The organism is Streptomyces hypolithicus, assembly GCF_052934925.1.
Genome location: NZ_CM128811.1, coordinates 5692137 through 5718690, shown reverse-complemented (window position 1 = coordinate 5718690; position 26554 = coordinate 5692137). Strand labels below are relative to the sequence as shown.

Annotated in this window: 26 protein-coding genes; 14 read left to right on the top strand and 12 right to left on the bottom strand. The window is 70.3% G+C overall.

The features are described from left to right. Positions 1-83: 83 nt before the first annotated feature. The 5 genes from ACU6WZ_RS26975 to ACU6WZ_RS26955 form a co-directional block, all read right to left on the bottom strand. On the bottom strand, positions 84-1133 hold the full coding sequence (locus tag ACU6WZ_RS26975) for a lactonase family protein (RefSeq protein WP_447030782.1): 1050 nt from the start codon (positions 1131-1133) through the stop codon (positions 84-86). A gap of 92 nt (positions 1134-1225) precedes the next feature. Further along, positions 1226-1468: a hypothetical protein gene (locus tag ACU6WZ_RS26970; RefSeq protein ID WP_447030781.1), complete on the bottom strand. Its 243-nt coding sequence runs from the start codon at positions 1466-1468 to the stop codon at positions 1226-1228. A 4-nt stretch (positions 1469-1472) separates the two neighbouring features. Beyond that, on the bottom strand, positions 1473-2678 hold the full coding sequence (locus ACU6WZ_RS26965; RefSeq protein WP_447029839.1) for an IS4 family transposase: 1206 nt from the start codon (positions 2676-2678) through the stop codon (positions 1473-1475). A gap of 71 nt (positions 2679-2749) precedes the next feature. Continuing rightward, positions 2750-3988 carry a nitric oxide synthase oxygenase gene (locus ACU6WZ_RS26960; RefSeq protein WP_447030780.1) on the bottom strand — a complete coding sequence of 413 codons (1239 nt, stop codon included), beginning with the start codon at positions 3986-3988 and terminating at the stop codon, positions 2750-2752. Between the two features lie 274 nt (positions 3989-4262). Then, positions 4263-5789 carry an FUSC family protein gene (locus tag ACU6WZ_RS26955; RefSeq protein WP_447030779.1) on the bottom strand — a complete coding sequence of 509 codons (1527 nt, stop codon included), beginning with the start codon at positions 5787-5789 and terminating at the stop codon, positions 4263-4265. A gap of 253 nt (positions 5790-6042) precedes the next feature. On the opposite strand from ACU6WZ_RS26955, the gene ACU6WZ_RS26950 reads away from it, so the two are divergent. After that, positions 6043-7134, top strand: coding sequence for a carboxylate-amine ligase (locus ACU6WZ_RS26950; RefSeq protein ID WP_447030778.1), 1092 nt, complete (start codon positions 6043-6045; stop codon positions 7132-7134). A 79-nt stretch (positions 7135-7213) separates the two neighbouring features. Here ACU6WZ_RS26950 and ACU6WZ_RS26945 read toward each other — a convergent pair whose 3' ends face one another. Continuing rightward, positions 7214-7456 (bottom strand): DUF6158 family protein, encoded by a 243-nt coding sequence (locus tag ACU6WZ_RS26945; protein ID WP_447030777.1) that lies wholly within the window; start codon positions 7454-7456, stop codon positions 7214-7216. A gap of 317 nt (positions 7457-7773) precedes the next feature. On the opposite strand from ACU6WZ_RS26945, the gene ACU6WZ_RS26940 reads away from it, so the two are divergent. The 3 genes from ACU6WZ_RS26940 to ACU6WZ_RS26930 all read left to right on the top strand — a co-directional run bounded on the left by ACU6WZ_RS26940 (position 7774) and on the right by ACU6WZ_RS26930 (position 10000). Continuing rightward, complete coding sequence (locus tag ACU6WZ_RS26940) at positions 7774-8256, top strand: Lrp/AsnC family transcriptional regulator (RefSeq protein WP_447030776.1); 483 nt, start codon at positions 7774-7776, stop codon at positions 8254-8256. Positions 8257-8277: 21 nt separating this feature from the next. Beyond that, on the top strand, positions 8278-8961 hold the full coding sequence (locus ACU6WZ_RS26935; protein ID WP_447030775.1) for an HAD family hydrolase: 684 nt from the start codon (positions 8278-8280) through the stop codon (positions 8959-8961). 136 nt (positions 8962-9097) lie between these two features. Beyond that, positions 9098-10000, top strand: coding sequence for a D-alanyl-D-alanine carboxypeptidase family protein (locus ACU6WZ_RS26930; RefSeq protein WP_447030774.1), 903 nt, complete (start codon positions 9098-9100; stop codon positions 9998-10000). 168 nt (positions 10001-10168) lie between these two features. On the opposite strand, the gene ACU6WZ_RS26925 is transcribed toward ACU6WZ_RS26930, so the two are convergent. Then, positions 10169-11641, bottom strand: a complete 1473-nt coding sequence (locus ACU6WZ_RS26925) for an aldehyde dehydrogenase family protein (RefSeq protein WP_447030773.1) — start codon at positions 11639-11641, stop codon at positions 10169-10171. Between the two features lie 100 nt (positions 11642-11741). Between ACU6WZ_RS26925 and ACU6WZ_RS26920 the strand changes: the two genes are divergently transcribed. Together ACU6WZ_RS26920 and ACU6WZ_RS26915 are read left to right on the top strand one after the other, a co-directional pair. Further along, positions 11742-12311 (top strand): TetR/AcrR family transcriptional regulator, encoded by a 570-nt coding sequence (locus tag ACU6WZ_RS26920; protein ID WP_447030772.1) that lies wholly within the window; start codon positions 11742-11744, stop codon positions 12309-12311. Continuing rightward, on the top strand, positions 12308-13138 hold the full coding sequence (locus ACU6WZ_RS26915; RefSeq protein ID WP_447030771.1) for an oxidoreductase: 831 nt from the start codon (positions 12308-12310) through the stop codon (positions 13136-13138). Before ACU6WZ_RS26920 ends, ACU6WZ_RS26915 begins: the two co-directional genes overlap by 4 nt. Here the strand turns inward: ACU6WZ_RS26915 and ACU6WZ_RS26910 are convergent. Continuing rightward, entirely contained in the window at positions 13069-15735 is a 2667-nt protein-coding gene (locus ACU6WZ_RS26910) for an AMP-binding protein (RefSeq protein ID WP_447030770.1), read from the bottom strand. The genes ACU6WZ_RS26915 and ACU6WZ_RS26910 overlap by 70 nt on opposite strands. A gap of 266 nt (positions 15736-16001) precedes the next feature. On the opposite strand from ACU6WZ_RS26910, the gene ACU6WZ_RS26905 reads away from it, so the two are divergent. The 6 genes from ACU6WZ_RS26905 to ACU6WZ_RS26880 all read left to right on the top strand — a co-directional run bounded on the left by ACU6WZ_RS26905 (position 16002) and on the right by ACU6WZ_RS26880 (position 20840). Beyond that, a complete protein-coding gene (locus ACU6WZ_RS26905) occupies positions 16002-17021 on the top strand; it encodes an iron ABC transporter substrate-binding protein (RefSeq protein ID WP_447030769.1) in 1020 nt (339 codons plus the stop codon). Positions 17022-17027: 6 nt separating this feature from the next. Next, the gene (locus tag ACU6WZ_RS26900; RefSeq protein WP_447030768.1) at positions 17028-18617 is read left to right on the top strand and encodes an ABC transporter permease; all 1590 of its coding nucleotides are present in this window, start codon (positions 17028-17030) and stop codon (positions 18615-18617) included. After that, complete coding sequence (locus tag ACU6WZ_RS26895; protein WP_447030767.1) at positions 18614-19660, top strand: ABC transporter ATP-binding protein; 1047 nt, start codon at positions 18614-18616, stop codon at positions 19658-19660. The genes ACU6WZ_RS26900 and ACU6WZ_RS26895 overlap by 4 nt, the downstream gene beginning before the upstream one ends. A 105-nt stretch (positions 19661-19765) precedes the next feature. Next, positions 19766-20014: a hypothetical protein gene (locus tag ACU6WZ_RS26890; protein ID WP_447030766.1), complete on the top strand. Its 249-nt coding sequence runs from the start codon at positions 19766-19768 to the stop codon at positions 20012-20014. Positions 20015-20162: 148 nt separating this feature from the next. Then, positions 20163-20240, top strand: a complete 78-nt coding sequence (locus ACU6WZ_RS26885) for a 50S ribosomal protein bL37 (protein WP_434600273.1) — start codon at positions 20163-20165, stop codon at positions 20238-20240. A gap of 171 nt (positions 20241-20411) precedes the next feature. Next, positions 20412-20840 carry an SRPBCC family protein gene (locus ACU6WZ_RS26880; protein WP_447030765.1) on the top strand — a complete coding sequence of 143 codons (429 nt, stop codon included), beginning with the start codon at positions 20412-20414 and terminating at the stop codon, positions 20838-20840. A gap of 66 nt (positions 20841-20906) precedes the next feature. On the opposite strand, the gene ACU6WZ_RS26875 is transcribed toward ACU6WZ_RS26880, so the two are convergent. Further along, on the bottom strand, positions 20907-21329 hold the full coding sequence (locus tag ACU6WZ_RS26875; protein WP_447030764.1) for a secondary thiamine-phosphate synthase enzyme YjbQ: 423 nt from the start codon (positions 21327-21329) through the stop codon (positions 20907-20909). Between the two features lie 51 nt (positions 21330-21380). After that, complete coding sequence (locus ACU6WZ_RS26870) at positions 21381-21671, bottom strand: hypothetical protein (protein ID WP_447030763.1); 291 nt, start codon at positions 21669-21671, stop codon at positions 21381-21383. A gap of 95 nt (positions 21672-21766) precedes the next feature. Between ACU6WZ_RS26870 and ACU6WZ_RS26865 the strand changes: the two genes are divergently transcribed. Then, the gene (locus ACU6WZ_RS26865) at positions 21767-22885 is read left to right on the top strand and encodes an NAD(P)-binding domain-containing protein (protein ID WP_447030762.1); all 1119 of its coding nucleotides are present in this window, start codon (positions 21767-21769) and stop codon (positions 22883-22885) included. Positions 22886-22890: 5 nt separating this feature from the next. Here the strand turns inward: ACU6WZ_RS26865 and mltG are convergent, their stop codons facing one another. Both mltG and ACU6WZ_RS26855 read right to left on the bottom strand, forming a co-directional pair. After that, positions 22891-23709, bottom strand: a complete 819-nt coding sequence (mltG, locus tag ACU6WZ_RS26860) for an endolytic transglycosylase MltG (RefSeq protein WP_447030761.1) — start codon at positions 23707-23709, stop codon at positions 22891-22893. Positions 23710-24105: 396 nt separating this feature from the next. Further along, the gene (locus ACU6WZ_RS26855; protein ID WP_447030760.1) at positions 24106-25917 is read right to left on the bottom strand and encodes an ABC transporter ATP-binding protein; all 1812 of its coding nucleotides are present in this window, start codon (positions 25915-25917) and stop codon (positions 24106-24108) included. 154 nt (positions 25918-26071) lie between these two features. On the opposite strand from ACU6WZ_RS26855, the gene ACU6WZ_RS26850 reads away from it, so the two are divergent. After that, positions 26072-26539, top strand: coding sequence for a MarR family winged helix-turn-helix transcriptional regulator (locus ACU6WZ_RS26850; RefSeq protein ID WP_447030759.1), 468 nt, complete (start codon positions 26072-26074; stop codon positions 26537-26539). Positions 26540-26554: the final 15 nt, after the last annotated feature.

The following is a 26554-nucleotide window of genomic DNA, read 5'->3' as shown; positions in this document are numbered from 1 at the left end:
GAGAACGCCGCTGGGCCGCCCCGGTCACCGGGCGGCCCAGCGGCGTGTCCAGAGCCGCTGCGCGCCGGTCAGGTGTACGCCGGTCAGCCGAACACCACGCAGGAGGCGGCCGGCACCTCGACCGAGCCGGCCGGGTGAGGTATGCCGGTGCTGTCGTCGATGTCGAACCAGCTGACGTCGCCCGAGCGCTCGTTGGCGGCGTACAGCCGACGGCCCGTGGGGTCCAGCGCCAGGTCCCGCGGCCAGCGCCCGCCGCAGTCCACCTCCGCGACGAACTGCGCCTTCGCCCCTGCCTCGCCGAGTTCGAGTACGGCGATGCTGTCGGTTCCGCGCACGGCCGCCCAGAGGAAACGGCCGTCATGGGAGACGACGATCTCGGAGGGGTACGCCGCCCTTTCCGTCCCCGACGCGACGACGGGGACCTCCCCGAGGACTATGAGCACTCCGGATTCGGCGTCCCAGCGGCAGACCGTGAGCACCGGCTCCAGTTCGCAGAGTACGTACGCATGGCCGCCGTCCGGATGGAAAGCCAGATGGCGCGGTCCGGTGCCGGGCCGCAGCACGGTCTCGGTGTGCACCCGCAGCGTCCCGGTGGCGGGGGCGAGTTCGCACACCCTTACGGAGTCGGTGCCGAGGTCGACGCTGAGCACCCAGCGGCCGGTGGGGTCCGCCCGCACCTGGTGGGCGTGCGGGCCGGCCTGGCGGTCCTGGTCGGGGCCGTTTCCCCGGTGGTGCATGACGCCGGTGGCCGCTTCCGGTGTTCCGTCTGCGGCGACCGGGAGCACCGTGACGCTCCCGGAACGGTAGTTGGCGGTCACCAGGTGTCCGGCCGCCAGCGCGAGGTGGGTCGGCCCGGCGCCGCCGACCGGTACCCCCGGCCCGGTTGGCACAGGCGCGCCGTCGCCGCTCACGTCGAACGCGGCGACCGCTCCGTCCTCGCTCTCGCTCACGGCGTACAGCACACGTCCACCCCGCTCCAGCGCGAGGAACGACGGGTCGGCAACGGCGTCGCTCGCTCCGAGCACGGTCAGTCCGCCCGTCCCGGCGTTCACCGCCGCGGCGACGACCCCGCGCCCTCCCGCCGAGGTGAACGACCCGATGTATGCCCGCCCGGACGCGTTGCTGCTGCTCACCGTGGAGCCCCTTTCCGCCAGTCGACCGCAGAGCTTCGGTCACATTCTGCCGGGCCGACCGTAACAGTGGGTCTAGACCCAATACCAGTGACTTAAGAGTCCCGGACGGGTGGGACTTGGAGCGGTGGGTTGATCGGGGCGGTCTTGTAGTGCGGGGCGATGGCTACTGCGTCGGTTGGATCGAGGGTGGGCTGGGGCCAGAGCTGGTGCTTGGCGCGTTTGACGCCGAAGTTGGACATTTTGCGTTTGCCGACGCGGGGATGGGACCGTCGGCGGCGCTTGGGTAGCAGGTGGCGGGCTATCTCGTGGAGTCCGTCCGTGAGTGCTGCGGCCATGCGCTCAGGGGGAAAAGGCCGCCTGCGCGGTGACTTGGCGTCGGGCGAGGCGGAGAGTGCGGGTGAAGGAGAGCCGGTCGGTATCCGTGTCGATGCCTTCGGCGGCGGTGTGCATGAGCTGGCGGATCGCGTGGTGGACGAGCAGGTGGCCCCAGACCTCCTGCTCAACGCCGTCGGGCGAACGGGAACGCAGGACCTGGGCGGGGCCGCGCTGGTGTGTCTTGAGTTCATCCAGCGTGGTCTCGATCTCCCAACGCTCGTTGTAAAGGGCCGCCAACTCCGTTGCAGGCGCCGCTTCATGGTCGAGGATGGTGGTGATCAGCCGGTACGGGGCGTCGCGCTGCGGGCGGCCCGGGTCGTCCAGGGTGTACTCGATGACACGCACGATGGTCGCGTCGGCGCGCTTGCGGTCGCCCGCAGCGGCGATGTCGGACAGATAGGACCCGTCGGGCAGCTCCTGGCGCACGGGCAGCACAGCGTTGGACTTGATGCGCCACAGCAGATCCGCACCGCCGGCCGATGCCGCACGCCACTGCACCAGGCCGGCGAAGCCCCGGTCGGCCATCAGCAGGTCACCCACCCCGAGGGCCTCGAACAGTTCCGCTGCCAGGACCGACTCGGCCGTTGTGAACGGTCCAAGGGCTGCGTGAGTGATCGCGTGGGTGCCGCACTCGGCCAGGGCCACCACCCGCACCTGCGGGAACGCGGACCGCTCCCCCCGGTGGGTCTTCGGGCGGCCGAACCGCGCGTCGTTCTCCGCACTGTCCGGCACATCGAACGTGGTCCCGTCGACCGCCATCAGACGCCAACTCCCGTACCAGGCACCAGGTGTAGCCCGCGTGGCGACAGGCCCGGCAGACTGCTCGAACAGCGCCTTGAGCGGTTCCGGTCCAAGCTTGACCCGCGCCCGGGAGATCGCGGCGGTGGTGGGCACCTGCCACGAACCCGACCAGCGCCGCGCCCATGCCAGCCCCTCCGTGAGCATCCGGGCCACCTCTTCGTACCCCTGCCCGGAGAACAGACACATCGCCAGCACGAAGTACACCACCACCCGCGGCGGCAGCAGCCGCTGACGCTGCCCGGACCGCCCGCTCTCCTCCACGATCCGATCCACCAGCTCCGGCGGAAACGACCGCGTCAGCAACCCGATCGCGATCCGGTCCGACAACCGCTCATCCGTCTCAGACTTAACCTGCCCAGGGCGTGGCATCCCGGCACCTCCTGAACAGGCACCCTACCAGCGACAAACCTTAAGTCACTGGTATTGGGTCTAGACCTGGTCTAGACCACCCCTCCCCCGCTCACCGCCGCCTCACCGCCGCGCGCCCGCTCCAGCGCACCGGGGTGGTGGACGTATGCCGGGCTCCGTTCGACGGCGTCATACGTCCGGTGGAAGACCGGCGTCGCGGAGCCCGAGATCGGCGGCACGATCCACGACCAGTCGGCCCCGACCCGGCGCCCCCTGGCCTCCTCCTGGTCGAGGTGGGTGAGGAAGCGCAGCGACTCGGTGTGGTGGTCGGTGACGGTCACGCCGGCGCGGTCGAAGGAGTGCAGCACCGCACGGTTCAGCTCCACCAGGGCACGGTCCTTCCACAGGAAGCGGTCACTCGACGTGTCGAGGCCCAGCCGTTCGGCGACGCGTGGCAGCAGGTTGTAGCGGTCGGTGTCAGCGAGGTTGCGGGCGCCTATCTCGGTGCCCATGTACCAGCCGTTGAACGGCGCGGCCGGGTAGCAGACGCCACCTATCTCCAGGCACATGCAGGAGATGGCGGGCACCGCGTGCCAGCGCAGTCCCCATTCCGCCGCCCATTCGCCCTCCGGGTGGTGCAGGGGCACTTCCAACACGGCGTCGTGGGGCAGCGGGTACCAGCGCGGCGGCCCTTCGCTGCCCTGCACCACCAGCGGCAGTACGTCGAAGGGTGTGCCGGGGCCCCCGGGCCAGCCGAGCCGCCGGGCGAGGGCGGTGAGGCCGGCGTTGCGCGGATCGCCGGTCACCGATGTGACGCCGCCTTCGGTGGCGCGGTAGCCGGCGTACCGGATGAGCTGTTCGTTCCAGATGCGCGGGCCGGGGCGGCCCGGGGCGTCCGGGGCGAACACCGTGATCAGCGGCCGGATCCGGCCGCCGTTGCCGGCTTCGCGCAGGTGCGCGGCCGACTCGCGGGCGACCTCCGCGGCCGTGGTGAGCTCTCGGCGGTCCCGGATGCGCAGGGAGCGCCAGTACAGGCGGCCGATGCAGCGGTTGCTGTTGCGCCAGGCGACCCGAGCGCCGAAGACGAGTTCGGCCGTGGTGTGCCGGTAGGTGCCGGTGGCGTCGATCTCGGCCCGTACGGCGTCGATACGCCGCAGGGGGCCGCCGGGGACCGGCTCCTCGTCGTGGTGGAGCCGGATGAAGTCCTCGGCCTGCTCGTACAGCTTCTGCTGCTGCGCGTCCTGCCGAGCGGGCGCCCCGGACTCACTGCGGGGCTGAAAAGGAATCGGCCGACGGATCTGGTCCGCGGCTCGCCGACGGTACATCCGCATGATGCGCGCCCCCTGACGGTGGGGGTGCGCGCGAGCCGCTCCGCACGGCCCGCGCGCCTGTCCCCCGGTGATGCCGCCACAGTTACCCTTCGCGCCCCCTGATCCACCCTGTACGTGCCATATGCATGTGCCCCACCCGCAGCGCCGGTGCCCAAACCCCAGCTCAGCGGGGCGCCCGTGCATGGGCCAGGGGGCGCGTGAGGAAGTGCGCATGGGGCGCGGAAAGCCCGGCGCGCGCCCCCTCAGGTCCGTGTACGCGGCGCGGCGCTCGGCGTCAAGACCCGACCAGGGGGGAACGCGGGCAGCTGTGCAGTGGCATGGCCAGTTCGTTGAGCACCCTCTCCAGCCCGCGCAGGTGATGTAGTGCCGCCTCGGCGCCGGGATGGTGGTGCTGCGCGGCAGCCCGGTGGGCGGTGGGCGCCGACGCGGTCAGCAGCCGGGCGCCACCCGGCGTCACCAGCGCCTGGACAGCGGCCTCGACGCGACGGCAAGCAGCGGCCAGTCGGGCGTCGTGCGAGGCCTGCGGGTCGGCCGCGACGGAGACGAGGCCGCGCACTTCGACGGCGCAGACATCGAGCAGCGCAAGGACCTGGCGTGCGCGGGCCTTGCGCGCGCGCAGGGGACTCAGTGGGTGCACCAACGGGGCCAGGGAGAGCCGCGCCCGGCCGATCAGCACCTCAAGCTCCGCGGCGAGCGGCTCCGGGTCGGCGTCCGGATCGCCGGCCAGCCGGTGCGCGGCGACGGTGGTGCAGCTGTGCACGCCGCGCACCGCACGTTCGATCCAGGCGTTGGTCGCGGTGTGCGTGGTTACGGGCAACACGAAGGCCACGGCCAGGGCCGCACCCAGCGCGCCGACGCCGGTCTCGGCCAGGCGGAGAACCAGCAGGCCGGGTTCGAGCACCCCGAGCAGACCGTAGAGCAGTGCCACCATCAGCGTCACTGCCAGCATCATCCAGCTGTACGAAACCGGGGCGGTGTAGAAGATCGCGAAGACGCACACCGCCACGAGAACAGCCGTGAGGGCGACCGACCCGTGCACAGGGACTGCGACGAGCAGCCCTGCGGCGATGCCGACGACGGTGCCGAAGACCCGGCGGAAGCCCCGGATCAAGGTCTCACCGCGTGAGGCGGTGTTGACGAAGATCCACCAGGCGGCGCCGACGGCCCAGTACCAGCGATCCTGCGAGAGCAGCTGCCCGATGGAGAGGGCGAACGCCCCGGCGGCGGCCACCTGAATAGCCTGGCGGGTCGTCGTCCGCGCGAGGCCGCTGCCGGCGGGCGGGGCGGGCATGACGGGCGTGGGCAGCGTGCGCTCGTAACACCAGACGACGAAGCGGACGGTCGACGAAGCAAGGATGGCGAGGAAGACGGCGGAGTAGAGCTCGGGAAGCTCCTCGGGTGTCGTGTCCAGGAACTGCGTCACGAAGTAGGTCATGAAACCGAAGACGCCGAGGGCATGGCCTCGTGGACCCCAGCGGCGGACGTACACCCCGGCAGCTGCGACGACGAGAAACGCCACGTCTCGCAGCAGAGGGAAGTCGTGCAACCCGGCCGCGAGGGCGAGTACCGGGAATCCGACGGCGGGGAGAAGCGCGGTCGTGACCTTCTGGCCGCGGATCGTCGTGTCGGTGACCGTGAAGAGAGCGAGGAGCGCGGCGAGCCCGCCGGTGATCACTGCGGTGAGGGTGTGACCGGTGAGGGCGCAGACGGCCACCGCCAGTCCGACGCCGAGGACGGACCGTACGGCGCTGCGCAGACGCAGCCTCCCGGGATCCGGACCCACGAACATCGTCTTCAGCACTGATTCCCGCCCTTTTCGCATTCCTGCATGAAAAAGGCGCCGCGGAATCCCGCAGCGCCATCGACTGCCTCTATCAGACCATCTCCGTCCCACTGGCTCAAGTCGGCTCCGTTGGAGTGGGCCATTGGCACATTCTTTGGCCGTCGCAACGCGCGCTTGGAAGCCAACGGGCCACTGCGCGGCCGCAGGCCGTACATTCAGGAGTGGGCGTTTTTCCTGGTTCGTCCGCACCCTCTGAAGGCAGGCGCCGCACATGATCACTGTGGGAGTCGAGGAGGAGTACCTTCTGCTCGATCCGGTCACCGGCCTGCCGATGCCTCTGGCCGAAGAGGTCCGCGGGTTCTCCGGTCTGGCCCCCGTCGTGGCGCACCAGGAGGTGCATCCCGAGCTGCTTCAGGCGCAGGTGGAGGTCGCCACCCCCGTGTGCACGGACCTCCACGAGGTCGGAGGTCACCTGCTGCGGCTGCGCCACGCCATCGGCGCCGCCGCCGAAGAGCTCGGCTGTCGGCTCGCTGCCTGCGCCACAGCCCCTTTCAGTCAGGCGGAACCGGTGCCGGTGAGCCGCTATCCGCGCTACCTCGCCCTGCGGGACCAGGCGCCGCAACTGGTCGCGGAGCAGCTGATCAACGGGATGCACGTACACGCGGCGGTACCTGATCCGCAGATGGGCGTCGCCGTTCTCAACCGGATCAGGGTCTGGCTGCCGGTGCTCGTGGCCATGTCGGCGAACTCACCGCTGTGGGACGGCTGCGACACCGGCTTCGCCAGCTGGCGCACGATGGTCTTCGGACGCTGGCCCGTCAGTGGGCCGCCGCCGCGCTTCACCGACCTGGGCGACCACGAGCGCCGGGTGGCCGACCTGCTCACGTCCGGGGTCATCCAGGACAAGGGCCAGATCTACTGGCAGGCCCGTCTCTCCGACAAGTACCCGACTGTCGAAGTGCGCTGCATGGACGTCCAGCTGCGGGCCGACGACGCCGTCATGTTCGCGGGGATCGTACGCGCGCTGGTCGCCACCGCCATCCGCGAGGAGAAAGCCGGTGTTCCGGTTCCCGAGTGCTCTCCGGAGCTGCTGCACGGCGCGAACTGGCTTGCCGCCCGGCACGGGATCAGCGGTTCGCTGGTGTCGCCCGCAGGCGAGCGACGCAGCGCGGCCGACGTGCTCCACCTGCTGATGGAGCACATCACGCCCGCTCTGGAGGAATCGGGGGACATGAGAGAGGTGAGGGGCCTGGTTCATCGCCTCATGCGGCAGGGCACACCTGCGGACCGGCAACGCCGCGCGCTCGCCGAAGGCCTGCCGGCGCTCATCGACCTGATCACCGTACAGAGCACAGCCCCATGACGACTGCCGTGATCCGTCACCGCGGGGAGCGGGGCGTGACGAGTGGCGCACTCTCGACCACCGCTCCTACAAAGATCGCTCACTTCTCTCGACGGCGGGTGCCTTCCCTGGTTCTGCCAGGTGTCACGTGGCGCTCGGGGTGGCGACGTACGTACTCCTCCTCCAGTTGCCGCATACGCACACTGTGGGCCTGCAGGGCAGCGGGCGAGCCGTGCATGAATGTGTCGTGCCGACTGCGATGGACGGCTTCCAGCTCACGTTGCAAATCGTGCTCGTCCAGCCGCGCGGGCTCGACGCCGCCCTGGTGTTCGGACTCCGGCATGAGCGCTGCCTCTCGGATGCGGTAGCAAGGTCGCGTGTAGCAAGGTCGTGTACAGCGAGGTCGTCCCCCACAGTTCACTTCACAACCGCGGAAAGTACCCCTTCCATGATGCGCGCGAAGTGCGCCGGGGGCAGCGGAGCCGAACCCGAGGCGCGGGTGACGGCCGGCACGTGCTTACGACCTCCCCCACGATACGGAGCGGGCTCCCTATCGTGGGGGAGGTCGTAAGCCCTTGAGCCCGAGCCGCCCGGCTCTGCCACTGGTCCATTGGTACTGTCATTCAGCAGATGCCCAGGCCAGAAGGAGGCCAACGGATCATGGCGGTGGACGAGCTCGACACCCGCATCCTGCGGCTGCTCATCGAGCAGCCGCGCACCAGCGTGCGCGAGTACGCCCGCATCCTCGGCGTCGCTCGTGGGACTCTCCAGGCGCGGCTCGACCGGCTGGAGCGCGAGGGCGTGATCACCGGCACGGGGCCGAACCTGTCCCCCGCCGCGCTCGGGCACCCGGTGCTCGCCTTCGTGCACATCGAGGTCACGCAGGGGCATCTGGACGATGTGGGCGATGCGCTGGCGGCCGTACCGGAGATCATCGAGGCCTTCTCGATCACGGGCGGCGGCGACCTGCTGACGAGGGTGGCCGCGCGTGACAACGGCCACCTGGAGGATGTGATCCAGCGGCTGATCCAACTGCCCGGCGTCGTACGGACCCGGACGGAGGTGGCGCTGCGGGAGCGCGTGCCGCACCGCCTGCTTCCGCTGGTCGAATCTGTGGGCAGGGCGGCCGGCAGAGCGAAGTGACGGCCTTGGCATGCTGAGGTCATGGACAGTCCGCACCGTCCCTCGGTCATCTTCGATCTCGACGGCACTCTCGTGGACAGCGAGCCGAACTACTACCTGGCCGGCCGCCGGCTGCTCGCCGAGTACGGCGTCACCGGCTTCACGTGGGAGGAGCACATCCGTTTCATCGGGATCGGCACCCGCGAGACGCTGGCGGCGCTGCGGGCGCGGTACGGGATCGGGGCACCGCTCGACGAGTTGCTCGCGGGCAAGAACCGCGTGTATCTGGAGCTGGCCGGAGCCTCGACCGAGGTGTTTCCCGAGATGCGGAAGTTCGTGGCGCGGCTGCACTCCGAGGGGACCCCGATGGCCGTCGCCTCCGGGTCGTCGCGCGCCGCCATCGAAGCGGTGCTGTCGGCCACCGGTCTGGACGCCCTGATCGCCACCGCGGTGTCCGCCGAAGAGGTTCCGCACGGCAAGCCCGCGCCCGACATCCTCCTGGAGGCCGCGCGCAGGATCGGCGCGGCTGCCGCCGACTGCGTGGTGGTGGAGGACGCGCCGGCCGGCGCAGCGGCGGCGCATGCCGCGGGAATGCGATGCGTCGCCGTACCCTACGTACGCGGGACGGACAGTGACCCTGCGTTCGCGACGGCCGGGTTGCTCTTCCCCGGCGGTCAGGGCGAGTTCACCGCGCAGGCTGCGTACGACTGGCTCGGGCGGCCGTAGCGCGCCCCGAGCGGGAGATCACCGGACCTTCACAGACACCCCACCGTTCCCCCGGGGCGGAGCGGATGCGAACATGCGGTTCGACAGCAGTCGCATTTCCTGAGGAAACGGAGACACATACGTGAGAACTGGGGGCATGTCAGTCCGCCGCTGGGGGACGGCGCTCGTGGCGTCCACGGCGGCATTCGTGGTGATCACTCCCACGGCCACCGCTCAGGCGGTCGCGGGTCCTTCGGTCAGCGCGAAGGGCGCGTTCCTGCTCGACAGCAAGCCGAACCGCACGCTGTGGAGCAAGTCCGCCGACACAAAGCGGCAGATGGCCAGCACGACGAAGATCATGACGGCCGTCGTGGTGCTGGAGACGCGGGGCGTGGACCTCGACAAGAGGCTCACCGTCAAGCAGAGTTACCGCGACTACGTCGCGGGCAGCGGCGGTGGGAGCACGGCCGATCTGAAGACGGGCGACAAGCTCTCGGTGCGTCAGCTGCTGTACGGGCTACTGGTGCCGTCGGGCTGCGACGCCGCCTACGCCCTCGCCGACGCGTTCGGCACGGGCAGCACCGAGGCAGCCCGCACCACGTCGTTCATCTCCAAGATGAACAAGAAGGCAGCCGACTTGGGCATGACGAATACCAAGTACGACTCCTTCGACGGCATTTCGCGGGCCGGCAACAACGTCACCACTCCGCGCGACTTGGCCAAGCTGGCCCGGCGTGCCATCGGCAACTCGACCTTCGGGTCGGTCGTCAAGTCGATCAGCACCAGGCAGGTCGCTTCCAACGGCCGGGTCTACACCTGGCACAATACGAACAACCTGCTCGATTCATACAACGGCGCGATCGGCATCAAGACCGGCACCGGTTCCGTCGCGGGCCGCTGCCTGGTGTTCGCCGCCAAGCGGGGCGACCGTACCGTCGTCGGAGTCGTCCTCAACGACCCCCAACGGTACACGGACGCCAGGAAAATGCTCGACTGGGCGTTCAACACCCGCACCTCGATGAAGCTCCGCACGCTCCCGGCGGGAGCCCAGCAGGACTAGTACCGACGGGGTGCTCCGTCGCCGCCGAAGAGCGCCCCGGCCGTGTCCGTTGCGGCCGGGGCGGCTCTGTTGCGGGGTCTCAGTCGCCCTGCGTACCTCAGTCGTCCTGCGCCGCCGCGGATTCCGCCGCTGCGGCGGCGTCGACCACCAGGACGCGTCCCCCGCGGCTCACCGTCGCCCTGGCTCCCGGCCGGCCACGCGTGCGGGGAGCAGCGGTTGGGTACGTGAGACGAACTTCTTGACCAGGGTCAGAGCGCGCGCACTGTAGGGGGCGTAGAGCAGCCGCATGGTGTCAGGGGCTAGGGGCTTGGAGAGCACCGGCTTGCGGTGGCTGAACGTGTGGAACGAGTAGGCGCCGTGGTAGGCGCCCGTCCCGCTCTCGCCCACTCCCCCGAAGGGCAGGCCGGCGACGGTGGCGTGCGCCATGGGGATGCCGAAGTTGACGGCGCCGGAGGAGGTTTCGCGTACCAGGCGGCCGCGGGCTTCCTTGGAGTGCGTGAAGGCGTACAGGGCGAGCGGCTTGTCGCGGGCGGTGATGAACTCCACCGCGTCACCGACTCCGCCGACGGTGAGCACCGGCAGGACGGGGCCGAAGATCTCCTCGGCCATGACCGGGTCGTCGCCGGTGATGTCGGTGATGACGGTCGGCGCGAGGTACAGGTCGTCCTCGTCCGCCGAGCCGCCGACGACGACGCGCCCCTTGCCGAGCAGCCCGGTCAGCCGCTGGTGGTGGCGCCGGTTGACGATGCGGCCGTAGCTCTCGCTGCGCCGGGGGTCTTCCCCGTACATCGCGGTGACGGCAGTGGCGAGGGCGGCGAGCAGCGGCTCCTTGGCGGCCTCGGTGACGAGGACGTAGTCGGGAGCGATGCAGGTCTGTCCGGCGTTGACGAACTTGCCCCAGACGATGCGGCGGGCGGTGGCGTCCGGGTCTGCGCTCTCGTCGACGTACACCGGTGATTTTCCGCCCAGTTCGAGCGTGACGGGCGTGAGGTTACGGGCCGCGGCGGCGGCCACGATGCGGGCGACCGTGCCGTTGCCGGTGTAGAGGATGTGGTCGAACTTCTGCTCCAGCAGAGTCGTGGTCTCCGGCACGCCACCCTCGACGACAGCCACGGCCCGGGTGTCGAGGTACGCGGGGATCAGGCGGGCCAGCAGCGCGCTGGTCGCCGGGGCCAGCTCGCTCGGCTTGAGCACCGCCGCGTTTCCGGCACTGAGCGCGCCGACGAGGGGGCTGAGTGTCAGCTGGAGCGGATAGTTCCAGGGGGCGATGATCAGTACGACGCCCAGCGGTTCGGGCACGATGCGGGCGCGGGCGGGGAGCAGGTTCAGCGGCGTCCGCACGGCGGCCGGGCGCATCCACCGGGTCAGATGGCGCAGCGCGTGGTCGATCTCCGTGACGGTGGTGCCGATCTCCGTCAGGTGCGTCTCGAAGGCGCTCTTGCCGAGGTCGGCGGCCAGGGCCGATTCGATGGCTCCGGTGTGCTCCAGCAGCATCCGCCTCAGTGCGGTCAGCTGTCCGGCGCGCCAGGACCGGGGACGCGTGACGTGGGCGTCGAAGGCGGCGCGGAGGCCGGACGTCAGTGCGGCGATGCCGACGGCGTCGAGATGCTCCGGCGCGTGCGGGTCAGTGGTTATGCCCATGACGGGATGCCTTTCGGGAAGCGTCGGTGGTGCCGGACTGCAGGTGTGAGTGCCTGACCCAGGTTTGCACAACCTGACATTCAGTGCAACGATTGTCAGCATGTTGGACGAACGGGTTGGACGGATCCTCGACGCCGCGTACCTGTGCTTCACCCGGCACGGAGTGCGCCGTACCACCATGGAGGACATCGCACGCGAGGCGGGCATGTCACGCGGAGCGGTGTATCAGTACGTACGCAACAAGGACGACGCGTACCGCCGGGTCGCCCAGCGTCTTTTCGACGAGGCGCTGACGGCCTCGCGGGCGAGCGCCGACGCCGACGGAAGCCTGACCGACCAGGTCACCGCCCTCCTCACGGCCAAGCTGGAACTGGTTCTGCGCATCTGGCGGGACAGCCCGCACGCCGCCGAGCTCCTGGGCTCCGAGGCCCGCCTGACGACCGATCTGGAGGCGCAGTACACGGCCGCCATGGCCGAGCTGCTCACCGGCACCATCCGGTCCCGGCGCCCGGACGCCGACGCCCCTGAGCTGGCGGAGCTGCTGCTCGCGCTCACCCGCGGCCTGGAGGCCGACCTTTCGGACCCGCACGTGCCCCTGCGACGGCTGCGCCACGGCGTGGCACTTCTCCTCGCGGGCTCTGCCGCACCCCTGGACCAGGAGTCATCATGACCGCAGTTCTGATCACCGGCACGTCGTCGGGCATCGGCAGGATCACCGTCGAGCGGCTGGCCCGCCGGCCGGGGCTCACCGTGTACGCGACTGCCCGGCGCCCCGAGGCGATCGCGGATCTCGCCGAGTCAGGCGCCCGCGTTCTGGCGCTGGACGTCACCGACGAGGAGTCCATGCGCGCCGCAGTCGAAACCGTGGAGGCGGCGCACGGCGCGGTGGGCGCCCTGGTCAACAACGCGGGTTACGGACAGTACGGCACGGTCGAGGAGACCGATCTGGACGCGGTACGGCGCCAGTTCGAAACGAACGTGTTCGGGCTGAGCCGCATGGCCCAGCTGGTGCTGCCCGGCATGCGGGCCCAAGGCCGCGGGCGCATCGTCAACGTCGGCTCCATGGGCGGACGGCTCGTCTTCCCGGCCGGCGGTTATTACCACGCCAGCAAGTACGCCGTCGAAGCCCTCAGCGACGCACTGCGCTTCGAGGCGGCGCCGTTCGGCATCCGGGTCAGCCTCGTCGAGCCCGGTCTGATCCGCACGGCCTTCGGTGAGACCGCCGCCCGCACCCTGGGCGGCTCGGCCGCGCCGTCCGGGCCGTACGCCGGGCTGAATCTCGCCGCCGGCGAGCAGATGGCGAAGTCCTACCGGTCGAAGGCGCTCAGCGCCCCGCCCGAGGCCGTGGCCCGGGTGATCGAGCGGGCCGTCCTCAGCACCCGGCCGCGCGCACGGTACGTCGTCACGCCGGCGGCGAAGGCACTCGTTCATACCCGCCGGCTGCTCGGCTCCCGTGTCTTCGACGCGTATCTGCGCGCGCAGTTCAGGGCTGCCTGAGGGAGACGGACACCCTTTGCGCGCCCGGTCGCGTCCCCGCGCCGGGCGCGCAGGGACGACGGCCGCCACCGCATCACCCGGGTGGCCAGTGCGGCGTACCCGACACCGATGACGAGCGAGGCGGCCAGCGCGACCATCGGGAACTGGCCCTCGAAACGCGGGAAGACCTGCCAGTGCGTCAGGTAGATGTAGAGCGAACTGCCCGCGAGTACGCCCGCGACGCGGTTGACCAGGGCCAGGCTCGGCACACTCCGGACCCAGATCAGCAGCGTCAGGCCACCGATGACGACGCCCTCCCGGACCGGGTCCCCGAGGAAGAACCCCGGCACGGCCAGCACGGCAGCGGTGTTCACCAACAGCCGCTGCCCCACAGTGGTTGCTTTCCCCGCGGCCCAGCCCAGCGCGAAGAGCCAGCAGACCCCGACCACCAGGGGCACATGGCCTCGGGTATCCAGGCCGAAGAGGTCGTAGCGGCCGATCAGCGCGAGGGACGCCACGGCCAGCGGGAAGAGGAACGGCAAACGCCTCTCCGCGCGGTCCACCACGGGCACGGACAGCACCGCGGCGAGGGCGACGAGCAGGTAGACCAGTACCTCGATGAACCAGAAGCCGTCGTTCGGTCCGAGGAGGCTGGTGAGCAGGAAGACGTTGGTGAACCCGTAGTCGTTCGTGACGAGCAGCATCAGAGCCAGCCAGGCCATACTCGGCACGGCGATCCGCGCGATACTCCGCGCCACGTTCCGCAGGCGGTCTCGGCGGTCGGCGCGGCCGAGGTGGAAGCGCGCGAAGTTGTACCCCGCCACGCCCAGCAGCACGTGGGCTCCGCCCTTCACTGTGAAGAGTCCGATGTGTGAGCCGACGATCAGGACGATGGCCGCGGCACGCAGGGCGACGGTGGTGTCCAGTGCGCGGCGGCGCGTGCTCCGCAGCTCGCCCGCCGACTGCCTTGTCGCTCGCCGCAGTTCACGGATCGCCATAGTGTGCCAGCTGTCGGGAAGATGCCCCAGGGCTCCTTCGAGGTGCAGTGACAACTCGACGTACGACAGGGAATCGCCGCCCAGGCCCACGAAACTGCTGCCGTCGGTGACGTCGTCCCGGTCGAGGATCCGCGCGTACAGCCGGCGCAGATCAACGCGTTCCGGGGACGCCTGCCGTTGTGCCGGGACGGATACCTCTGCGCCGGCAGCCATCTCGCTCCGGGTCAGCTCACGGACCGCGCGGTAGTCGGGCTTTCCCGTGGCGAGCCGGGGCAGTTCCGGGACGACACTGACACGCACGGCGCGCGCCGGCAGGCCGCACTCCGCGGTCACCAGACGCCGCGCCCGAACGTCGTCGCCCACGCCCGGGTGCCCTGTGACAGCCACCGCCAGCCGGTCGTCGTCGACGGTGCAGCAGGAGGTGATCCCGTGTCGCCGCAGCATGACCTCCACCTGCTGGGAGTCGATCCGCAGGCCGAGGATCTTGGCGAACCCGCTGCGCCGTCCGACGACTTCGTAGAGTCCGTCCGGTGTACGCCGTGCGATGTCCCCGGTGTGCAGTTCGTCGACCGTGCGGCCCAGCCGGAGGTCTTCCGGCGTTCGCGCGTAGCCGAGCATGACGTTGGGTCCGGCGTACACCAGCTCACCGGTGTTCTCCGCGGGCCAGTCAGGCAGCGGCTGGAGCCGGAAGGAGCCGCCGGGGATCGCGAGTCCGGCTGCCTCGGGACGGCTTTCCGCGAGATCCGGCGGCAGGTAGGCCATACGGGCCGTCGCCTCGGTCTGCCCGTACATCACGAAGAGGTCCCAGCCGGCGGCCCGGCCAAGGGCGGCGTACCGGGCGACCCGGTCGGGCGCCAGCCGCCCGCCCGCCTGGGTGATGTAGCGCAGGTGGGGCAGGTCCATGGTGGCGAAGCCGACCCGGTCGAGGAGGTCGAAGGTGTACGGGACCCCGGCGAACGCGGACCCGCGGCCTGCCCGGAACAGCTCCCAGAAGCAACGGTCGGCGACCGACAGGTCGGTGAGGATCAGGCCGGCGCCGCGCAGCAGATGGCTGTGGATGACGGAGAGCCCGTAGCAGTAGTGCATCGGCAGGGTGGTGGCGGCGCGGTCGGTGTCCCGGATGCCCAGGTACTCGGCGATGGACTCGGCGTTGGCCTGAAGGTTCTCGTGCGACAGCCGGACGAGCTTCGGTGATCCCGTCGAGCCCGAGGTGCTGAGCAGCAGCGCCAGATCCGGGTGCAGGTCGTGCGCGGAGACCGGCCGCCGCTCGTCGAGGACCCACGTCCCGCCGTCAGGGCGCGCCACAATGTCCGGGTCGTACGCGTCGATGAGTGACCGCACCGCCTCAGGATGGTCGCCGGGCACGAGCAGGACGGGGTGCCCGGCCGCCAGGGCCGCGAGGTGGACGACGAGGGCGTCGACGGTGGCGGCGCCGACGAGCAGGACCAGTCGACGGGCCGGGCCGAGCCGGCGGGCCGTCGCGTCCACCCGTTCGGCGAGCTCACGGTAGGACAGCGGGCCGTCGGCGGTGATGACTGCCGTGCGGTCGCCGTGAGCCGACAGGCTGCTGGCGAACGGGACGGTCTTGGTGCCTGGGAGCAGGCCGGAAGGTGCTGTCACGATCCCATTTTAGGAAAGGCTTACCTGATATGACAGTCACAGGGACGTTACATCCCACCCGCGGACGATCCGCGGAAAAGCTGCTGATAGGTTCGGCTTCGCCGCTCGACGAGGGCGGGCGAACGTTGCGTACGTCACTCTTGACGTTTAGGTTAGCTTTACCTTATTTATGGGGCGTTCACAGGTTCCCCGCGGCACCGCTACGCCGCTCGCCCCTGACGACGCGATGCGCGGCGACGGGTGCGAGCCATGCAGGAAGGCTTCCCATGCGACGCCCCTTGGTCCGACGTCTGACCGCGCTCTGCGCGGCAGCGATCCTTCTCCCCGCCGTCGCAGGCTGCGGCAGTGACCTCGACGACGCCGGGCTCGTGATCTACTCCGGTCGCAACGAGAATCTGGTCAAGCCGCTCCTGGAAGAACTGGAGAAGGCCGTCGGCACGACGGTCGCCGTCCGCTACGGCGACAGCGCCGAACTGGCAGCCCAGATCCAGGAGGAGGGCGACAAGACCAAGGCCGGCCTGTTCTTCTCCCAGGACGCCGGAGCCCTCGGTGCCCTCTCGACGAAGGGTCTGCTGAAGAAGCTGCCGCAGGCATCGCTGAACCGGGTCGACCCGGCGTTCCGGGGCGGCGCCGGCGACTGGGTCGGCACATCGGGCCGCGTCCGCGTCCTCGCCTACAACCCCGGCCAGGTCAGCAAGGTGCCGGACAGCGTGCACGAGCTGACCAAGCCCGAGTGGAAGGGCAAGGTCGGATACGTCCCGACCAACGCCTCCTTCCAGTCCTTCGTCACCGGCATGCGCGTCCTTGAGGGCGACAACGCCACGCGCACCTGGCTCAAGGGCCTCAAGGCCAACGACCCCAAGGTGTACGAGAGCAACCTCAAGGTGCTGGACGCGGTCGGCGAGGGACAGGTCTCCCTGGGGCTGGTCAACCACTACTACTGGTACGAGCAGGTCGCCGAGAAGGGCGAGGCCAAGGTCGGCGCGAAGATTCACTTCCTGCCCGGCGGCGACCCGGGTTCGCTCGTCAACACGGCCGGAGTCGGCGTCCTCAAGGGCAGCGACCAGGCCCCGGTGGCGCAGAAGGCCGTGGACTTCCTGCTCTCCAAGAAGGCACAGACGTACTTCGCGGACGACACCAAGGAGTATCCGCTGGCAGCCGGTGTCACCAGTACGGTCCAGGACCTGCCGGCGCTGGACTCGCTCGATGCGCCAAAGATCGACCTCGGCGAGCTCGAATCGCTTCAGGAGACCCTGAAGATGCTCCAGGACGTCGGGATGGTCTGAGCCGTCATGCCCATCAAGGGTCCCGTCGAAGCGACGGATCCCGCCGCCCGCCCGCCCGGCCCTCCCGAGCCGGGCGGGCGGCTGCGCGCCGCCCGCCGACCACCGGCCGTCCTGACCATTCCCGCAGCCGTCGCCGCGGTGTTCGCGCTGCTTCCTCTCGGTTACCTGGGGGTGCGCTCTCTGGAGCGCGGCCCCGCCTTCGCCTGGGACGTCGTCGCGGACGAGCGCACGGCCCAACTGCTCGGCCGCAGCCTGGGACTCGCCGCCGTCGTCGTAACGGCCTGCCTGCTGCTGGGCGTATCGCTGGCCTGGCTGACCGTACGCACCGCCCTCCCCGGCGCCCGGGCCTGGTCGGTGCTGGTGACCCTGCCGCTCGCCGTGCCCAGTTACGTCGCCGCGTTCGCGTGGCTGTCCGCGTTCCCCGAACTCGCGGGCTTCACCGGGGCGGCGCTCGCGCTGACGCTGGTGAGCTTCCCGTACGTCTATCTGCCCGTCACGGCCGCGCTGCGGGGCACCGATCCGGCGCAGGAGGAAGTCTCCCGCTCGCTCGGTCTCGGCCCCCTGCGGACGTTCCTGCACGTCACGCTTCCACAGATACGCCCCGCAGCGGCCGGGGGCGCGGTGCTGGTCGCGCTGTACGTGCTTTCCGACTTCGGCGCAGTGTCCCTGATGCGCTACGACACCTTCACCCGCGGCATCTACAACTCCTACCGGGCCAGCTTCGACCGGACCCCGGCCGCCGCGCTCAGCGTCGTACTGGTGGTGATGACCGTCCTGCTGGTCGCCGCCGAAGCGCGAACCCGCGGCCGCGCGGGGCACGCCAGAACGGGTACGGGGACCGCCCGCCCCGCCGTCCCGGTGCCGTTGGGCCGATGGCGGGCACCCGCGCTGGCATGGTGCGCGGCCGTCACCGCCGTCGCGGTGCTCACTCCGCTGGCCACACTCGGGTACTGGCTCGCCGTCGGCAGCTCCGCGACATGGGACCCCGCCGGGCTCCTCGACATCGCCGGCACGACCCTCGGCGTCGCCGCCGCGGGCGCCGCGCTCACCACCCTGCTCGCCCTGCCTGTCGGGATCATCGCCGCCCGCCACCAGGGACGGGCCGCCCATCTGCTGGAGCAGTCCGCCTACGCGGGCCACGCGCTCCCGGGCATCACTGTGGCGCTGTCCCTGGTCTTCTTCGCGGTCCGTTACGCCGAACCGCTCTACCAGGAACTCCCGCTGCTGGTCTGCGCATACGCCGTGCTCTTTCTGCCGGTCGCGGTGGCCGCCACGCGGGCCGCGGTGCTTCAGTCCCCGCCAGTCCTGGAGGACGTCGCCCGCTCGCTCGGCCGCAGTCCGCTGCGCGTGCTGCGCGAGATCACGGTGCCGTTGGCCGCGCCCGGCGTCGCTGCCGGGGCCGCACTGACCTTCGTCGTGTGCATGAAGGAACTGCCCGCGACCCTCCTGCTGCGTCCCACCGGTATGGACACCCTCGCCACCCGTCTCTGGACGGAGACCGGAACCGGATCGTTCGCCGCCGCCGCGCCCTACGCGGCGGTGCTGATCCTGCTGGCCGCCATCCCCTCCTACCTCCTCGGGAGGCACCGCACATGAACGATCTTCAGATCACCGGAGTGTCCAAGGCATACGGCCGCGGCCGACCGGGCGAGGCAGCCGTGCTCGACGGGCTCGACCTGACCGTCCCCGGCGGCGCCCTGGCCGCCGTGCTCGGCCCCTCGGGCTGCGGCAAGACCACTCTGCTCCGCGTGATCGCCGGTTTTCTGCGCGCCGACGCGGGCACCATTTCCGTCGGCGGACGCACCCTGACCGGCCCCGGAGTGCATCTGCCCCCGGAGAACCGCCGCATCGGTATCGTCCCCCAAGAGGGCGCGCTCTTCCCGCACTTGAGCGTCGAACGGAACGTGGCCTTCGGACTCCCCGACCTCGACCGCAGCGCCCGGCGGCGCCGTACACAGGAGATGCTCGACCTGGTCGGCCTCGATGGCTACGGCGACCGCATGCCGCACGAGCTCTCCGGCGGCCAGCAGCAGCGCATCGCCCTGGCCCGGGCCCTGGCGCCGCGCCCCGCGCTGGTCCTGCTCGACGAACCGTTCAACGCCCTCGACAGCAGCCTGCGCACGGGTGTCCGGACGGACGTACGCACCGCGCTGCGCGCTACCGGAGCCACCGCGCTCCTGGTCACCCACGACCAGCAGGAAGCCCTTTCCATGGCGGACCTGGTCGCCGTCGTCCGTAACGGGAGGATCGCCCAGTGCGACACCCCGCAGGCGGTCTACGGCCGCCCGGCGGACCCCTGGGTGGCCCGCGTCGTCGGTGACACGGTCCTGCTCCCCGGCACCGCCGACAGCAGCACGGCAGCCACTCCCCTGGGCCGGCTGCCCCTCACCGCGCCCGAGGGTGCCCGGCGCGAGGGCACCGTCCTGCTACGGCCCGAGCAACTGCAACTCACCGGGAGCGAAACGGCGGTTCAGGGCACCGTGACCGAGGTGACCTTCTTCGGGCACGACGCGATGGTCGCCGTATCCGTCGACGGCCTGGAGGCCCCGGTCGAGATCCGAGTCGCCGGACCCGTTGCCGTACGTCCGGGCCAGCGCACCGGTATCCGAGTGACGGGCGAGGCGTCGATCCATATCTGAGGGCCACGCCTGAGGGGCACGTCTGAGGGCCATGTCTGAGGCCGTATCTGAGGGGCGAGTCCTCCCACGCGTGCCCTTTTTGCCTGACGCGGCGTTGGACGGGGCATGAATGTGAATCGCCTTCTCCAAGCCGCCGCAGCAGGCACCGTCGCTCTCGCGGCCTTCGCGCCTGCCGCCCAGGCCGACAACACGTCGCCCGGCCGGTCACCGTTGAGCGGCCTCAGCGCCGAACCGCTGACGAAGAAGTCGCCCGGCCAGTCGGCCCCCGACGAGCAGGACCGGCTCGGCGAGGCCTTGGGCACCGGAGTCCGTCACGCCGCCCAGGGACTGCGATCGCTGCAACGCGGCAAGTAAGGCCCGGTCCCGGCGGTGAGCCGACTCACTGCGAGGAGTGGCGCTGCGGGTCCCGGGTATGGGCTCCGGCAATCACCGATGCGATACCAGCATTAAATGGTAAAAACCGGCGAAAGCATCACTGATGCAACGGAGAGAGGAGACTGCCATGGCCTCGAAGCGACGCCGCAAGAAGAAGGCACGTCGTAAGAACGGCGCGAATCACGGCCGACGCCCCCAGTCCTGAGAGGGTTCGGCAGGACCCTGTCTGCGGGCTCCCCCGCGTCGCACAGCACGCCGACGCGAGTGGACTCGGGAGACCGCAGGCCGGACCGGTCACGAGCGGGGGCGATTGAAGCCGTACAACGGGGTACCGGATGGCGCACGAAGAATTGTCCCCGCGTATCCAGGAGCTCATATGTCGTCCTCAGTCGTCGAGACCATCGACATCAAGGCGCCCGTATCCGTCAGCTGGGCTTTGTGGAGCGACGTCACGCGCTGGCCCGCCTTCCTGAGCCACGTCAAGCACGTCGAACCCATCGACGACCGGCTCTTCGCCTGGCAGGTCTCGCTGCCGGGCGCGGACAAGCGCTTTGTCGCGGAACTGACCGAGGTGGTGCCGGAGAACCGCATCGCCTGGAAAACCACCGAAGGCGTGCGCCACGCCGGGGTGGTCACCTTCCACCGCATCAGCGAGACGCAGAGCCGAGTGACGCTCCAGATCGAGTACGACCCGAAGGGCTTCATCGAGCACCTCGGCGCGCTCACCAACCTCGACTCCACGCTGGCCAATTACGACCTGGGCGAGTTCCAGCGCATGGCCGAACTCGAAGCGGGACAGGCCTAGCCAAGCGGGACAGGCCCAGCAAGGGCAGCCGCAGCTTGCGGCTCAGCGCCTTCGGGACGGCCCCGATCAGCCCAGGAAGCTGAGACGCACCTGGCGGTCGGGGTTGTCCTTGTTGGTGTCGACCAGACAGACCGACTGCCAGGTGCCCAGTTCCAGCCGGCCCGCCACCACCGGCAGCGTGGCGTGCGGAGGGACCAGTGCGGGAAGTACGTGGTCCCGGCCGTGGCCCGGCGTGCCGTGGCGGTGCTGCCAGCGGTCGTCGGCCGGGAGCAGGGTGTGGAGCGCCGCGAGGAGGTCGCTGTCACTCCCGGCGCCGGTCTCCAGGATCGCGATGCCTGCCGTCGCGTGCGGCACGAAGATATTGAGCAGGCCGTCCCTGCCGTGCGCGGCCTGCGCGAGGAAGCTTTCACACTCCTGCGTCAGGTCGGCCACCGTCTCGTCCGAGCCGGTGGCGACGCGCAGGATGCGGGTGGTGAAGACGTCGGACATGGATCCATCCTCTCTCAGGGACAGTATGTGAGGCGGCAGGCGGGGACCCCGCTACGCGTCCGGGAGGGCGTCCAGGTCGGGCTGGACCTCGACCGTGCATTCGGCGTCCTCGGGGCCGACGCCCTCCTCCTCGCGCCAGACGCAGATGCGCACATGGTGCACGCCCGAACCGTCGTGGTCCCACTGGGCCGCAAGGTCGCGCACCACCATCGCCGCCACGAACTCGGCATCCTCGGGCTCGGTAGCGGTGGTGATGGTCCCTCGGTAGCGCTCCCCCAGCGGGCGCCAGCCGGCGCTTCCCGCGGGCGCGTCCACCCGGTACACGTATTCGACGGTGGTCATTCCGGCACCGTACCCACATCACCGGAAAGTACCTGGGGAGCACCGGGAAGATCCGACCCGCCCACCCCGTTAGTAGAATCGTGAACAATATTGGGGTGCGGGACGTGGACGTAGTGGTCATCGGCGCCGGGCAGGCGGGGCTGTCCAGCGCCTTCCATCTGCGCCGCGCCGGCCTGGAGCCAGGCCGCGACTTCGTCGTCCTCGACCACTCCCCGCGCCCGGGCGGCGCATGGCAGTTCCGTTGGCCCACGCTGACGTACGGCAAGGTCCACGGCATGCATGCCCTGCCCGGCATGCAGCTGACGGGCGCCGACGGCGGCCGCCCCTCCGCAGAGGTCGTAGGGGAGTACTTCGCGGCCTACGAGCGCACCTTCGGGCTGCTGGTGCGCCGTTCGGTGGACGTGGCGGCGGTGCGCGGGAGCCAGAGCGACGGGCGGCTGCTGGTCGAGACGTCCGAAGGCATCTGGTCGGCGCGCGCCCTGATCAACGCGACGGGCACCTGGGACCGGCCGTTCTGGCCGCGCTACCCCGGCCAGGAGACCTTTCGCGGGCGGCAACTGCATACGGCGAACTACCAGGGGCCGCGCGAATTCGCCGGGCAGCACGTGGTCGTCGTGGGCGGCGGAACATCCGGCGTACAGCATCTGATGGAGATCTCGCTCGCCGCTGCCGGGACGACGTGGGTGACGCGTCGGCCGCCCGTCTTCCGCGAGGGGCCGTTCGGTGAGGACCAGGGGCGCGCGGCGGTGGCGCTCGTGGACGAGCGGGTGCGGCGCGGACTGCCGCCGCAGAGCGTTGTATCGGTGACCGGACTGCCCGTCACCGAGGCGGTCGCGCGGGCCCGGGCCGAGGGCGTGCTGGACCGGCAGCCGATGTTCGACACCATTACGCCGAACGGGGTGGCCTGGGCCGAGGGGCGGACCATCGACGCCGACGTGATCCTGTGGGCCACCGGTTTCCGTCCCGTGATCGACCATCTTGCGCCGCTGCGGCTTCGCGAGCCCGGCGGTGGCATCCGGCTGGACGACACCCAGGCTTCGCGCGACCGGCGGGTCCAGCTTGTGGGGTACGGGCCTTCTGCCAGCACCGTCGGGGCCAACCGGGCGGGGCGGGCTGCGGTGCGCCGGATCCTGCGGGTGTGGGAACAGGAGGCCGCGGAAGCGGAAGGCGAGCCGGTGCCGGTGAGTGCCGGGGACGCGGGCGGGGGCAGCTGAGCCCGTCAGCCTGCGTTCTTGCCGGCGCTCCTGCGGTTGGCGTTGAACTCCTCGACGTTTTTGCGCTGTTCGGCGTAGCTGTCGGTGAAGCGGGTGTCCCCGGGCGCCACGGTGACGAAGTAGAGCCAGTCCCCCGGTGCGGGCTTCAGCGCGGCGTCCATGGCCTGTCGGCCCGGGTTGCCGATCGGCGTGGGCGGCAGGCCGGGCCGCTCGTATGTGTTGTACGGGGTGTCGATTTTCGTGTCGGCGTGGGTGGTGTCGAGCGTCGAGCGGTCCAGCGCGTAATTGAGGGTCGAGTCCATCTGGAGCGGCATGCCCCGCCTGAGCCGGTTGTCGATGACGCGGGCGACTTTCCTCATGTCCTCGGGGGTGTCCGCCTCGGCCTGCACGATGCTGGCGACGACGACGTTCCGGTAGACCGCGGGCGCGGCTCCGAAGGCCTTGTCGGCCGTGTCGGCCATGTACGAGAGCAGGTCCGCCGGAGTCGTCTCCTCGCCGAGAGGGTAGGTGGCCGGGAAGAGGAAGCCCTCCGGGTTGCCCCGGGCCCCGCCCGGCAGTTTCAGGCGCGCCGACGCTGCCGCCTTCTCGGTGGTCCGGGGTACGACGCCCAGGGCCTTGTCGACCGCGGCGTACACCTGGGTGGAGCGCCACCCCTCGGGGATCAGGAGACTGCGCGACACGCCCCTGCCCGCGTCCTTCGCCAGCAGGGGCACCAGCACGACGGCACCGGCCACCGCCATCGCGCCCATCGCCAGCAGCAGTCGGCCGCGCCGGGTCAGCCGGGGCCCGTGCCGGGAGCGCCTGCATGCGGCCTGCTTCTTCATATCGGCACGCTAACCCGCACCGTGCCGTGTTCTCGGTAGCCAGGGGGCTGCGCCCGCGCCAGTCGCGGAGGCGAACACACGAACACGGGAGCGGTTGTTCCCTCGAACGCGTGGTCGTGCGGGGATTCGCTGCTCAACTCCCGTACGGCGCAGGATGCTTACGGTGCGCGATCGACGGGCTGCAGACCGCGACTGCGCTGTCCCACAGATCGCTGTCCCACAGATACACGAGCGAATCGCACAAGGAGAGCCACGATCATGAACCTCATCACCGACCTTCTCGCCGGCGTCTTCCACTTCCTGGGCTGGCTGGTCTGACCGAGGTCTCGCCCGGCGCCGCTTCTCCCCCGTCCCAGGGGAGGGGCGGCGTTGCCGCGTGTGTGGTGGATGACGCCTTCAGCGAGCGACGGGGGCGAGCCGGGCGTCCCTGCGCACCAGCGCGGCGTACCTGCCGTCCCGCGCGAGCAGCTCCTCGTGCGTGCCGCGTTCGACTGCTCTCCCAGCGTCCAGGACCACGATCTCATCGGCGTCCCTGACCGTGGAGAGCCGGTGGGCGATGGTGATCGTGGTGCGGCCCGCGGACAGCGCTGCAATGGCCTGCTGCACAGCGTGCTCCGTACGGGTGTCCAGGGCGCTCGTCGCCTCGTCGAGGATGAGGACGGGAGGGTCGCGCAGGATGGTCCGGGCTATCGCGAGGCGCTGCTTCTCGCCGCCGGAGAAACGGTGGCCGCGCTCGCCGACCAGGGTGTCGTATCCGTCCGGCAGGTCGGCTATGTGGTGGTGGATCTGTGCCGCCCGAGCAGCGGCGCGCAACTCGTCGTCGGTCGCGTCCGGCTTGGCGAAGCGCAGGTTTTCGGCGACGGAGGCGTGGAAGAGGTACGTCTCCTGGGAAACCACCCCCACGGCGCGCGCCAGCGTGTCGAAGTCCAGATCGCGCACGTCGACGCCGTCGAGGGTGACGCCGCCGCCGGTCACGTCGTAGAGCCTCGGCACCAGATAGCTGAGCGTGCTCTTGCCGGAGCCCGTGGGGCCGACGACGGCCAGGCTGCCGCCGGCCGGGACAGTGATGTCGATGCCGCTCAGCGTGGGGCCGTTCTTCTCGTCGTAGGCGAAGTCGACGTCCGCGAAACGGACTTCGCCGCGAATGTTGTCCAGCCGCACTGGTCCGGCGGGCTCGGTGATGTCGACCGGAAGGTCGAGATACTCGAAGATCCGCTGGAAGAGAGCGAGCGAGGCCTGCATCTGCACGCCGGTCGACAGGAGGCTGACGGCGGGACGGAAGAGACCCTGCTGGAGGGATACGAAGGCGACGAGCGTGCCGAGCGAGACGGCCGCGCCACCGGTCTGCATGGCCAGGCCCGCTGCCCAGTAGATGACGGCCGGCATCGCGGCCATGACGATCCCGATGGTGGACATCCGCCAGCGGCCCGCCATGTTGGACCGCACTTCGAGGTCGACGAGCCGCTCGGACTCGTCGGCGAACGACCGGGTGAGGGAATCGGCGCGGCCCATGGTGCGGCCCAGCAGGATGCCGCTGACCGACAGCGACTCGGTGACGGTGGCGGCCATCGAGGCCATCTGCTTCTGCCGCTGCGTCGTGATCCGCTTGCGCTCGCGCCCGACCCGGCGGCTGATCCAGACGAAGACCGGCAGCAGGAGCAGGGAGACGACGGTCAGCCGCCAGTCGAGCGCCAGCATGGCGACGATCGAGGCCAGGACCGAGGTCAGGTTGGAGACGAGCGAGGTCGCGGTGGAGGTCACCGTCGCCTGCATACCGCCGATGTCGTTGGCGATACGGGACTGGACCTCGCCGGTACGGGTCCGGGTGAAGAACGCCAGCGGCATACGCTGCAACTGGGCGTAGACAGCGGTGCGCAGGTCGTGCATGACGCGCTGGCCGACCGTCGTGGAGATCAGGGTCTGCAGCACGCCGAAGACGCTGGTCACGACGGCGGTGAGAACCATGCCGAGGGCGAGCAGGCTCAGCAGGCCGGTGCGCCCCTGCGGGATTGCGGTGTCGAGGATCTCCCTAAGCATGAACGGGGAGGCGACGGCCACGAGCGACGACAGGGCGACGAGCAGACCGACGACGGCGAGGCGGCCGCGGTACGGGCGGAAGAGGCGCAGGATACGGCCCACCTGTGCGGGCTCTTCCGGCACTGCCGGATCGCGGGGCGGGGGTGTCCAGGTGGGTCGATCGGGGTGCATGGGCTCCTTCGTGGGGGTGAGGCGTGGGGCTGAGATGTGGGGTGAGGCGTGGGGTGAGGCGTGAGCGTGAGGTCTCGGCAGTGTGGAGAATTCTGGATCCTAGCTCATTGTTACCTCTGTTCACAATGCACAAGGTCCTGATATTGTTCCCGTCATGAGTACTTCCGACGTCACCACGGACGCCGACGGCGTGCTGGCCGAGCAGCTTCTGCGCCTGACGCGCCGACTGCACCGGATCCAGCGCCTACAGATGGAACCGATCGGCATCACGCCCGCGCAGTTCAGACTGCTGCGGACCGTGTCGCAGTACGACATGCACCGGGAGCAGCCGCCGCGGATGGCGGACCTGGCCCGGCGCCTGGACGTGGTCCCGCGCGCCGTCACCACTCTCGTCGACGGCCTGGAGGCGAGCGACCGGGTGCGCCGGGTGCCCGATCCCGCCAATCGCCGGGTGATCAGGATCGAGCTCACCGAGACCGGCCGGGCCACACTCAGATCGCTGCGGAGCGCGCGCCGCTACGCCGCGGAGGACATCCTGGCTCCACTGACCGACGAACAGCGCGAGGTGCTCGGCGGCCTGCTGTCCGCCCTGGTCGACGGGATACCGGAGCGCGGCTGCTGACGTGGCAACAACCCC

Bases quoted from the DNA above. Each gene is read 5' to 3' on its own strand.
- ACU6WZ_RS26970 (WP_447030781.1), bottom strand. From the start codon at position 1,468: ATGGCCGCAGCACTCACGGACGGACTCCACGAGATAGCCCGCCACCTG.
- ACU6WZ_RS26965 (WP_447029839.1), bottom strand. From the start codon at position 2,678: ATGCCACGCCCTGGGCAGGTTAAGTCTGAGACGGATGAGCGGTTGTCG.
- ACU6WZ_RS26960 (WP_447030780.1), bottom strand. From the start codon at position 3,988: ATGCGGATGTACCGTCGGCGAGCCGCGGACCAGATCCGTCGGCCGATT.
- ACU6WZ_RS26950 (WP_447030778.1), top strand. From the start codon at position 6,043: ATGATCACTGTGGGAGTCGAGGAGGAGTACCTTCTGCTCGATCCGGTC.
- ACU6WZ_RS26945 (WP_447030777.1), bottom strand. From the start codon at position 7,456: ATGCCGGAGTCCGAACACCAGGGCGGCGTCGAGCCCGCGCGGCTGGAC.
- ACU6WZ_RS26940 (WP_447030776.1), top strand. From the start codon at position 7,774: ATGGCGGTGGACGAGCTCGACACCCGCATCCTGCGGCTGCTCATCGAG.
- ACU6WZ_RS26935 (WP_447030775.1), top strand. From the start codon at position 8,278: ATGGACAGTCCGCACCGTCCCTCGGTCATCTTCGATCTCGACGGCACT.
- ACU6WZ_RS26930 (WP_447030774.1), top strand. From the start codon at position 9,098: ATGTCAGTCCGCCGCTGGGGGACGGCGCTCGTGGCGTCCACGGCGGCA.
- ACU6WZ_RS26925 (WP_447030773.1), bottom strand. From the start codon at position 11,641: ATGGGCATAACCACTGACCCGCACGCGCCGGAGCATCTCGACGCCGTC.
- ACU6WZ_RS26920 (WP_447030772.1), top strand. From the start codon at position 11,742: ATGTTGGACGAACGGGTTGGACGGATCCTCGACGCCGCGTACCTGTGC.
- ACU6WZ_RS26915 (WP_447030771.1), top strand. From the start codon at position 12,308: ATGACCGCAGTTCTGATCACCGGCACGTCGTCGGGCATCGGCAGGATC.
- ACU6WZ_RS26905 (WP_447030769.1), top strand. From the start codon at position 16,002: ATGCGACGCCCCTTGGTCCGACGTCTGACCGCGCTCTGCGCGGCAGCG.
- ACU6WZ_RS26900 (WP_447030768.1), top strand. From the start codon at position 17,028: ATGCCCATCAAGGGTCCCGTCGAAGCGACGGATCCCGCCGCCCGCCCG.
- ACU6WZ_RS26895 (WP_447030767.1), top strand. From the start codon at position 18,614: ATGAACGATCTTCAGATCACCGGAGTGTCCAAGGCATACGGCCGCGGC.
- ACU6WZ_RS26890 (WP_447030766.1), top strand. From the start codon at position 19,766: ATGAATGTGAATCGCCTTCTCCAAGCCGCCGCAGCAGGCACCGTCGCT.
- ACU6WZ_RS26885 (WP_434600273.1), top strand. From the start codon at position 20,163: ATGGCCTCGAAGCGACGCCGCAAGAAGAAGGCACGTCGTAAGAACGGC.
- ACU6WZ_RS26880 (WP_447030765.1), top strand. From the start codon at position 20,412: ATGTCGTCCTCAGTCGTCGAGACCATCGACATCAAGGCGCCCGTATCC.
- ACU6WZ_RS26875 (WP_447030764.1), bottom strand. From the start codon at position 21,329: ATGTCCGACGTCTTCACCACCCGCATCCTGCGCGTCGCCACCGGCTCG.
- ACU6WZ_RS26870 (WP_447030763.1), bottom strand. From the start codon at position 21,671: ATGACCACCGTCGAATACGTGTACCGGGTGGACGCGCCCGCGGGAAGC.
- mltG (WP_447030761.1), bottom strand. From the start codon at position 23,709: ATGAAGAAGCAGGCCGCATGCAGGCGCTCCCGGCACGGGCCCCGGCTG.
- ACU6WZ_RS26855 (WP_447030760.1), bottom strand. From the start codon at position 25,917: ATGCACCCCGATCGACCCACCTGGACACCCCCGCCCCGCGATCCGGCA.
- ACU6WZ_RS26850 (WP_447030759.1), top strand. From the start codon at position 26,072: ATGAGTACTTCCGACGTCACCACGGACGCCGACGGCGTGCTGGCCGAG.